Annotated in this window: 9 protein-coding genes and 1 pseudogene; all 10 read left to right on the plus strand. The window is 30.2% G+C overall.

The annotated features are described in order from the left end of the window. Nucleotides 1-340 precede the first annotated feature (340 nt). A complete protein-coding gene (locus VIM70_RS14200) occupies nucleotides 341-835 on the plus strand; it encodes a MucR family transcriptional regulator (RefSeq protein ID WP_331946429.1) in 495 nt (164 codons plus the stop codon). Nucleotides 836-961: 126 nt separating this feature from the next. Next, the gene (locus VIM70_RS14205; RefSeq protein ID WP_331946430.1) at nucleotides 962-1,216 is read left to right on the plus strand and encodes a hypothetical protein; all 255 of its coding nucleotides are present in this window, start codon (nucleotides 962-964) and stop codon (nucleotides 1,214-1,216) included. A 19-nt stretch (nucleotides 1,217-1,235) separates the two neighbouring features. Then, the gene (locus VIM70_RS14210; RefSeq protein ID WP_331946431.1) at nucleotides 1,236-1,466 is read left to right on the plus strand and encodes a hypothetical protein; all 231 of its coding nucleotides are present in this window, start codon (nucleotides 1,236-1,238) and stop codon (nucleotides 1,464-1,466) included. Beyond that, a complete protein-coding gene (locus tag VIM70_RS14215; RefSeq protein ID WP_331946432.1) occupies nucleotides 1,459-1,614 on the plus strand; it encodes a hypothetical protein in 156 nt (51 codons plus the stop codon). The genes VIM70_RS14210 and VIM70_RS14215 overlap by 8 nt, the downstream gene beginning before the upstream one ends. A 33-nt stretch (nucleotides 1,615-1,647) precedes the next feature. Further along, entirely contained in the window at nucleotides 1,648-1,806 is a 159-nt protein-coding gene (locus VIM70_RS14220; protein WP_331946433.1) for a hypothetical protein, read from the plus strand. Between the two features lie 229 nt (nucleotides 1,807-2,035). Then, nucleotides 2,036-2,257 carry a hypothetical protein gene (locus tag VIM70_RS14225; RefSeq protein ID WP_331946434.1) on the plus strand — a complete coding sequence of 74 codons (222 nt, stop codon included), beginning with the start codon at nucleotides 2,036-2,038 and terminating at the stop codon, nucleotides 2,255-2,257. Nucleotides 2,258-2,286: 29 nt separating this feature from the next. After that, nucleotides 2,287-2,574 (plus strand): hypothetical protein, encoded by a 288-nt coding sequence (locus tag VIM70_RS14230; RefSeq protein WP_331946435.1) that lies wholly within the window; start codon nucleotides 2,287-2,289, stop codon nucleotides 2,572-2,574. Nucleotides 2,575-2,600: 26 nt separating this feature from the next. Beyond that, on the plus strand, nucleotides 2,601-2,870 hold the full coding sequence (locus VIM70_RS14235; protein ID WP_331946436.1) for a hypothetical protein: 270 nt from the start codon (nucleotides 2,601-2,603) through the stop codon (nucleotides 2,868-2,870). Nucleotides 2,871-2,955: 85 nt separating this feature from the next. Beyond that, nucleotides 2,956-3,078: a hypothetical protein gene (locus VIM70_RS14240; RefSeq protein ID WP_331946437.1), complete on the plus strand. Its 123-nt coding sequence runs from the start codon at nucleotides 2,956-2,958 to the stop codon at nucleotides 3,076-3,078. 224 nt (nucleotides 3,079-3,302) lie between these two features. Next, nucleotides 3,303-3,525 (plus strand): annotated as a pseudogene (locus VIM70_RS14245) (hypothetical protein); the annotation flags it as partial.

Raw genomic sequence — 3,525 nt, forward strand, 5'->3', positions numbered from 1 at the left:
TGGAAATGTCAAGAATTTTATAACAGGCTACCTAAAATCAGCATGAGTTTTTAGAATTATTGATTTCAGGAATTTTATAACAATCAGCATACCTATGTCAATACTTTTCAAAAAACACTCATTTTACCCTCTCTACAACACGCTCATACCAACATTTTCAATAACATAATTGATTTTATGCCACAGAATAGACTATCTAATGAGTTTAAATGCTTTAGGTACACAATCATATGGGCATAACAATTATAACAGCAAGAGATGCTATCCTGAGACTCAAATAATCATAACAAATCCACCATTTCAATTGCAAATGTGCTATAATAAATTATGGAGGTGTGAAATGCTAAAAACTTGTGAGCGATGTGGATCATCAAATAAAGCTTTTAAAAATCAAAGATTTCAAATGGTTTTATGTAATGCGTGTAGATGCGAAATTCAGGCAAATGGATATGAGATGCCAATAATCCATGAGAAACCTAAATATGGAGAAGTAACATATGATCCAGGTGGAAAACCCATATGCCATGAATGCGGTAAGAGCTTTAATAAACTTCTATCACACGTTCATCAAAAACATGACATGCTAGAAAAAGAATACAAGCATAAATATGGTTTAGACCTATTCAGTGGAATTATAGCAGAATCAACACGAACAAAACTCCAAAAATCAGTCAGAGATAATTATGATTTAGTAGTAGCGGAAAATCTAATTAAATCAGGACAGGATACAAGATTTATTGGAGGTGGAAAAGGTAGAACTATTGATAAGGTATCGCCTCAGACATTAGATAGGTTGAAGCATATGGATTGGCATGGAAAGTTTAAGAAGAAATAAGGGCTTCAAATCCTAATTTTAAAGGTACTGTTTATTACATATAAATAATTTATTATTACCTATTGCAATTATGATCTATATCATTTATAATGTAATTAGATAAGAAATGAAAGAGGGTATTTAGATATGAAAGAATTTGAAATGACTCAAGATTGGATTGACAATAATCAAGAATGTAAACTTTATATTATTGATGAGATAAGTAAACTAAAAGAAAGATCAGCAAGTTTAGAGCTAATATTAGATATGATAGATGAATTTGAAGTGCAAAATATTTCATATCACAATCATGGAAATTTTGGGTTTTCTGTAGCAAAGGAAAACACAGAAAAAGCAAATGATATTGCAACAAAACTAGGAAGTAAAATGAGTTTCAAGTAAATTGAAAGGATGTTTTAATATGAAAAGAGTTAACAAAACGAAAAACAATCTCCAAAAAATATGGAAGCATTTAGATAAGGCATATGAACAAATGGAAATGGCAATTGATGATATGGCTCTTATGAAAAACTTATCTAAGGATACAATAGATGATATTGAAGGATTTGATATTACTAAAATTTCATGTCTAAAGAATGATATAGAAATGTTATTAGAAGAAATAGAAGAGGAAGGGAAATTGAATGGATAATAAAGAAGTAGATTATTGCAAATGCGAAAACTCATCTGGCGTATATACTAGAATGGATGGCTTTGGATTCTGGTATATGTGTAGCGATTGTGACAAAGTAGTTGAAGATAGTTATAAGTATTTTAATGAAGCTGAAGATGAGTATTAATATAATAAGCAATTGAAAGGACGGTTTTAAAGTATGAAAGATTTATTGTTAAAAGTAAAAGATTATATTGAAGATGCTGAGGAGACTATAGATAATGAGCACGGACTAATAAGAAATGTTGAGAAAATAATTGCAGATGGTGATATGCCAGATGTATATGATGAAGTTCTTAAAGCATTAGAAAACCTTTAAAGATACTAACTTATGGGATTATGAAAGGATGTGAAGCAACAATGCTAAAATTTATCAAATCATTTTTCACACAACCAGAAACATATGAACAAAAATGGGCTAGAAATTACTTCTCTAAGTAATAAGTTTAATATAATTTATTATTTGTTTACAATTTAATCTATTTTAATATTAGATTTCAATCTATAATATAGTATGGTATAATAATTAAGAATGGAGTTGGGTTATTATGGATAATGAAATTCTAAAAGAAATATTGGCAGAGTTAAAAGAGCATACAGTTATACTTAGTGGTCATTCTACTATCCTAAATGGTCACTCAACTGAACTACAGAGCATTAGTCAATGTGTTAAGACAATAAAAGAGGATATATCGGAAATCCAGACAACAATAGACAGGTATACCAGACTGGAAAAGAGAGTCGGAGTGCTTGAAAAGAAAGCTGGTTAGTGTGCTGGGTGAAAGGGGAGGGTGTACTGATGGAAAACGAGAAGTTTCAAGAGTTTATGGGGGATCAATTTGCCAAGATGTTCACAGAGATGCAAAAGGTAAGTGGGAAAGTGGATGGACTAAGTACAAAAGTAGATGAACTAAGTGATAGTCAAGTTCGTATGGAGAATAAATTTGATGAACAAATAGCCGTGTTACATGATTTTAGAACTACCCAAGAGGAAGTAAACAAAACTGTTATCGAAAGACTAGATCGAATTGAGGTAAAGGTAGAGGTTTTGCAGATTGAAACTGCACATATAAGAAGGGTAAAGTAGGATAATAAGGAAGAGGGCTAATAACAATGGATAATAGTGAATTTCAAAAATTAGTATTGGATAGTTTTAAAGAAATTAATGACAACTTTAAAAATGTGGATAATAATTTAAAAGAGATAAGAGAAAAATTAATAGAACATGATCAACAATTCATAGATATCAAAGCTCTTTCTAGTCAGCATCATGAGGAACTTGAAAAAGTTGCTACACAAGTAGAGAATTTAGTCGTTGGTCAGGAATCTTTACAGGATGACATGGATTATTTGCTTAGGCGTTCTTTAAGAAAGAAAATATAGAAAATATTTTATATAATCTATTGTAATGTAAAATAATTTAATGTATCATAACATATAAATAATTTTAGGAAAGGATTTGTGACTAATGAAAAAACGTGTATCGATTTATGGGAAGTCAACGAAGGTATTTTCATCATTTTTTTTGGTAATGATTATAGTTTTTGTTGTTGGTATTTTAATAGGTTGTGTAGTATCTGGAGCATTTTAGCGTTAGATGGTTTAAAATAATTAAGGAGGAAAAATAATATGTTTTTAATTCAATATATAATCCATTCATTTTTTAAGCAACCTGAAACCTATGAACAGAAATGGAACAAGAATTATTTCAGTAAATAAACGCTTATAAATAATTTAAGGTGGTGTTGCATTATTTAACATAGCCAAGAGTATAAACATATCATTATATTAAATGAAGAAAGAGGAGGAAAACGAATGTTAGTAAAATGCAAATCATGTGAAAAAGAAATAGCTAAGGGTGTAAAGAAATGTGTAAACTGTGGTGCTGATCAAAGGAATTTCTTCGGTAGACATAAAATTATTACTGGTTTGGCTGTTCTTATTATTTTAGGAGGTATTGGATCTGCTATGGGTGGAGGAGATACAACTACTGCTTCTAAGGCTAGTTCATCATCATCTACTCCCGTCAGTGATAATG

It is taken from the genome of Clostridium sp. (assembly GCF_036569345.1).
In the GTDB taxonomy this organism is placed as follows: Bacteria; Bacillota; Clostridia; order Clostridiales; family Clostridiaceae; genus Clostridium_AD.

What these genes read in the sequence shown, in the direction of transcription:
- VIM70_RS14200 (WP_331946429.1), top strand. Translation starts at nt 341, where the DNA reads ATGCTAAAAACTTGTGAGCGATGTGGATCATCAAATAAAGCTTTTAAA.
- VIM70_RS14205 (WP_331946430.1), top strand. Translation starts at nt 962, where the DNA reads ATGAAAGAATTTGAAATGACTCAAGATTGGATTGACAATAATCAAGAA.
- VIM70_RS14210 (WP_331946431.1), top strand. Translation starts at nt 1,236, where the DNA reads ATGAAAAGAGTTAACAAAACGAAAAACAATCTCCAAAAAATATGGAAG.
- VIM70_RS14215 (WP_331946432.1), top strand. Translation starts at nt 1,459, where the DNA reads ATGGATAATAAAGAAGTAGATTATTGCAAATGCGAAAACTCATCTGGC.
- VIM70_RS14220 (WP_331946433.1), top strand. Translation starts at nt 1,648, where the DNA reads ATGAAAGATTTATTGTTAAAAGTAAAAGATTATATTGAAGATGCTGAG.
- VIM70_RS14225 (WP_331946434.1), top strand. Translation starts at nt 2,036, where the DNA reads ATGGATAATGAAATTCTAAAAGAAATATTGGCAGAGTTAAAAGAGCAT.
- VIM70_RS14230 (WP_331946435.1), top strand. Translation starts at nt 2,287, where the DNA reads ATGGAAAACGAGAAGTTTCAAGAGTTTATGGGGGATCAATTTGCCAAG.
- VIM70_RS14235 (WP_331946436.1), top strand. Translation starts at nt 2,601, where the DNA reads ATGGATAATAGTGAATTTCAAAAATTAGTATTGGATAGTTTTAAAGAA.
- VIM70_RS14240 (WP_331946437.1), top strand. Translation starts at nt 2,956, where the DNA reads ATGAAAAAACGTGTATCGATTTATGGGAAGTCAACGAAGGTATTTTCA.